The organism is Stenotrophomonas sp. INTA L402-1, from assembly GCF_059295135.1.
On the sequence record NZ_JCAFWP010000080.1, the window covers coordinates 1 to 4,390 of the forward strand.

A 4,390-nucleotide genomic window follows, 5' to 3' on the forward strand; every position below is an offset into this window, starting at 1 on the left:
GCGGTGGGTGCCGGGCGGCGCCCTGGGCTACACGTGTTGGTGTTGTTGGGGGGGCGTGCGGGGGGGTGGGGGGGGGGGTTTTTGGGTGGGGGGGGGGGGGGGGGGGGGGTGGTGTTGGGCGGGCGGATTGTCATGGTTTTTGGGTTGGTTTGGGCGGGCGGGGGGCCGCCACACCGCGGGAATGCCGGCCAGCGGCCGGCGCTACCTCAGAAATCCTGCTGCAGGCTCAGGTAGGCGCCGCGGCGCGGTCCCCATTGCGGGGCGAACACGCCGACGCCACCGCCATCGCGCAGCTGGTAGCTGCGGTCCAACGCGTTGATCACCGCCAGCTGCACGTGCAATGGATGGCCGCTGTCGGCATTGAAATCGTGCCCGGCGCTGAGGTTCACCTGCAGGTACGACGGCAGCTCGCCGCCGTTGGGTACGCCCTCGATGTCCGAACGCAGGCCACTGCCGAACACGTAGTTGGCCCCGATCCGGTTGTGCCCGGCGAAGGCGTAGCTGAGGCCACCCGACGAGGTCAGTTTCTGGTCGTGGTCCAGGTGGATCCAGTGGTTGGCCACATAGGCCAGCGCCTCGGGATCGAGGTTGTACTGGCTGGTGATGACATCCGTACCGATGGCTTTGTTCAGCGCGGCATTGAAGTAGGCACTGAACGGACCGTTGCTGTAGTCGGCACTGAACTCCAGACCACGGATGTGTCCGCGGCGGTAGTTGAAGGTCGAGTAGATGTAGGCGGCGCCGAACTGGCCTTCGTCCTGCAGGCGGGCGACGCGGCGGTCGTACGCATCCAGTCCAAGGGTCAGGTGTTCGCCCAGTTGCTGCGAGACGCCGATGTCGTAGTAGTCGCTACGCTCGGCCAGCGGCGTGTTGTTGCCACCGCTGGGCTGCTGGTTGGTGGTGCCGTCGTACAGGGCGATGTCGCTGCTGGCGATCAGTTCACTGGCCGGTGGCGTGAAATAGCGCGAATAGCCGGCATGCACGGTGGTGCTGTCGCTGGCATTCCAGACCACGCCCACGCGCGGGCTGAGCTGGCCCTCGGTGCGGCCGAAGGCCTTGTAGCGGTCTCCGCGCAGACCGTAGTTGACGGTCCAGTCGTCGCCGATTTTCCACTCATCCTGTACGTACAACGCCAGCGTGCTGGCATGGAAGGCGCTGTGGTCAGGAATCAGCAGCGGCGTGGTGCTGGACTGCTGGCCGCCGTCATCAACCGGGAACACCCAGCTGTTGCTGCTGACCCGTGCGTTCTCGTAGTTGCCGTACAAGCCGTAGCGCAGCGTGTGGTCGTTGCCCAGTGGTGTGGAGAAGTCGGCCTGCAGGGTGTTGGCACGGTTGCCGCGCTGCACCTGCGAGGCGACGCCACTGAACACCAGATCGCCGATGACGTCCGGGTTGAACGCTGCATCGCTGTAGCGCTGCCCGGCGGACAGCTGGTAGGCGGTGTTGCCCAGCGTGCCCTGCAGTACCAGCATGCCGAAGCGGGTGGTCTCGCGCTGGGTCTCATCCAGCTGGCTGGAATCGAAGGTGGTGGTGTCCAGGTAACCGAACTGCGGCGTCTGCCCTGGATTGACCGGAATCTGGAAACGGTTGTTGGCGAAACCGGCGAACACGCTCAGGCGGGTGTTCTCGTTGACCAGGTAGGTCAGGTCGGCGAAGGCCTTGCCCTGGTGGGTATCGTCGTGCAGCGGCTTGCGCGAGTTGGTCGGATTCTCCAGGCCGACTTCGTTCTGGTCGTAGTTGCCGGTCAGGAACCAGCTCCAGCGTCCCTGGTTGCCCCACCACGAGGCATTCGGGTTCACCTTGCCGAACGAGCCGGTGGTCAGTCCGGCGCTGCCACCGTTGCCCAGCTCGGCGCCATTGCGGGTGGTGATGTCGACCACCGCCGCGGTGCGCTCGCCGAACTGCGCCGGCAACGCGCCGTCCATCAGGCGGATGCTCTTGATGGTGCGCGCATCCAGGGTCTGGCCGAAGCCGGAAATCGACTCGGGCAGCAACACGCCGTTGATGCGGTACTGCAGGTTGGCGTGGTCGCCGCGCACGTGCACGCCGCCATAGGAATCCTGGACCACGCCGGGTGCCTGCAGCAGCACCTGGCTGAGCGGCGCGGAGGCGCCCAGCGGCTGCTTCTGGATGTCCTCGGCGCTGATCTGGTACTGGCTGCTGCCGATGTCCGGCGACAACGCGTTGCGGGCCTGGTCGAGCTGGGCGCTTACGGTGACCGTGTCCAGGTCCTTGACCGCAGGCCCGGCGCCATCGGCGGCGGCCGCGAAGGCGGGCAGGCTGGCCAGGGCCAGGGCGAAGGTGATGCCGGTAGCGAGGGGCGAGGGCTTCATGATGGGAAGAGTGATGGCAGGGCGTGGAAGGGGCCGGTCCATGACGTGGAAGTGTTACTCCGTAACAGATCATGCGCCTGCCTTGAGCGGCTGACCATGCTGGATCTGGCTGCTCGCATCGGCCTTTCCCTGCCGTTCAGGCGGCCTGGCCGAGCAGGTCGGCCTTTGCGCCAGCGGCTGGCTCTGCGACCATGACCGCCCCCCATCCCGGAAGTCTGCAATGAGCCTGTCCGCCGTTCCGCCCGTGCCTGATCCCGCCGCAGCCGCCACTGGCGCCGCCTGGTCGCTGGAGAGCTGGCGTGGCAAGACCGCGCTGCAGATGCCGACCTACCCGGACCCGGTGGCGCTGGACGCCGCCCTGCACGAACTGAAGCGGCTGCCGCCGCTGGTCACCTCCTGGGAGATCCTGGCGCTGAAGCATCAGCTGGCCGAGGCGCAGGAAGGCAAGCGCTTCCTGCTGCAGGGCGGCGACTGCGCGGAGAACTTCAGCGACTGCGAATCGGGCACCATTTCCAACCGGCTGAAGGTGCTGCTGCAGATGAGCCTGGTGCTGGTGCATGGCCTGCGCCAGCCGGTGATCCGCGTCGGCCGTTTCGCCGGCCAGTACGCCAAGCCGCGTTCGGCCGATACCGAGACCCGCGACGGCGTGACCCTGCCCAGCTATCGCGGCGATGTGATCAACGCGCCGGCCTTCACCGAAGCGGCGCGGCTGCCGGATCCGAAGAGGATGCTGCAGGCCCACGCGCACTCGGCGATGACCATGAACTTCGTGCGTGCGCTGATCGACGGCGGTTTCGCCGACCTGCACCACCCCGAGTACTGGAACCTGGAATGGGTGAGCCATTCGCCGTTGGCTGCCGAGTACCAGAAGATGGTGGCCTCGATCGGCGATGCAGTGCATTTCATGGAGACCCTGGCCGGGGCCCGCGTTCACAACCTCAACCGCATCGATTTCTACACCTCGCATGAAGCACTGCTGTTGCCCTACGAGCAGGCGCTGACCCGCCAGGTGCCGCGCCAGCAGGGCTGGTTGAACCTGAGCACGCATTACCCGTGGATCGGCATGCGCACGGCCGCACTCGATGGCGCGCACGTGGAATACCTGCGTGGCGTGCGCAACCCTATCGCGATCAAGGTCGGCCCGTCGGTGACGCCGGACCAGCTGCTGCGCCTGATTGATGTGCTCAACCCGCATGACGAGCCGGGTCGACTGAGCTTCATTCACCGCATGGGTGCAGCGCAGATCGCCGAGAAGCTGCCGCCGCTGCTGGATGCGGTCAAGCGCGATGGCCGCCGCGTGCTGTGGGTGTGCGATGCGATGCATGGCAACACCGAAAGCACCGCCAATGGTTTCAAGACACGCCGCTTCGACAACGTGCGTGGCGAAGTGGAGATGTCGTTCGATCTGCACGCGGCCGCAGGTACGCGACTGGGCGGTGTGCACCTGGAGCTGACCGGCGAAGACGTGACCGAGTGCACCGGTGGCGCGCGCGAACTGACCGAGCGTGATCTGGAGCGCGCGTATCGTTCGACGGTGGACCCGCGGTTGAATTACGAGCAGTCGCTGGAGATCGCGATGGCGATCGTGCGCAAGCAGGAACAAGTGCGGTAAGGGGGGGGGGCGGCAGGGCTTGCAGCCCTGCACCTGCGGACGCAACGGCAACGGCCGAAGCAACGGCAACAGCATGCATTTCGTGGGATGGCGGGGTGGTGTCGGAGTGCGGGGACGCCGCAAGTACGTCCCTGTAGGCTTGGCAGCCGCATCCATGCGGCTGACACCCCGCACTCCGACATCACCCCACCTCTGACAGATCTCCGCGGCTGTTGGATCCACGTCATGCGTGGATGAATTCCCATCGGAATCGAATATTTCGATATCGGAATGATTTGAGCCGAGCATGGGTCGGCTCTACAGAACGCAGTACCCGACAGGTCGCAGGAATCTGTCGAAGGCGGGGTGGGTCCGGTTGCGGGGGCGTGAGCGCCATGGATGGCGCGACCGAGCCTCCATGGACGGATTTACGGCGTCCCCCGCAACCTGTCTCTTATACACATCT

Annotated in this window: 2 protein-coding genes; one reads left to right on the forward strand and one right to left on the reverse strand. The window is 66.0% G+C overall.

Annotation, left to right across the window (positions count from 1 at the left end):
• Positions 1–206 precede the first annotated feature (206 nt).
• A complete protein-coding gene (locus AC5O77_RS21505; RefSeq protein WP_478058785.1) occupies positions 207–2,333 on the reverse strand; it encodes a TonB-dependent receptor in 2,127 nt (708 codons plus the stop codon).
• Between the two features lie 220 nt (positions 2,334–2,553).
• Here AC5O77_RS21505 and AC5O77_RS21510 point away from each other — a divergent pair, with 220 nt between their 5' ends.
• A complete protein-coding gene (locus AC5O77_RS21510) occupies positions 2,554–3,945 on the forward strand; it encodes a class II 3-deoxy-7-phosphoheptulonate synthase (RefSeq protein ID WP_478058783.1) in 1,392 nt (463 codons plus the stop codon).
• Positions 3,946–4,390 lie beyond the last annotated feature (445 nt).

Bases quoted from the DNA above. Each gene is read 5' to 3' on its own strand.
- AC5O77_RS21505 (WP_478058785.1), bottom strand. From the start codon at position 2,333: ATGAAGCCCTCGCCCCTCGCTACCGGCATCACCTTCGCCCTGGCCCTG.
- AC5O77_RS21510 (WP_478058783.1), top strand. From the start codon at position 2,554: ATGAGCCTGTCCGCCGTTCCGCCCGTGCCTGATCCCGCCGCAGCCGCC.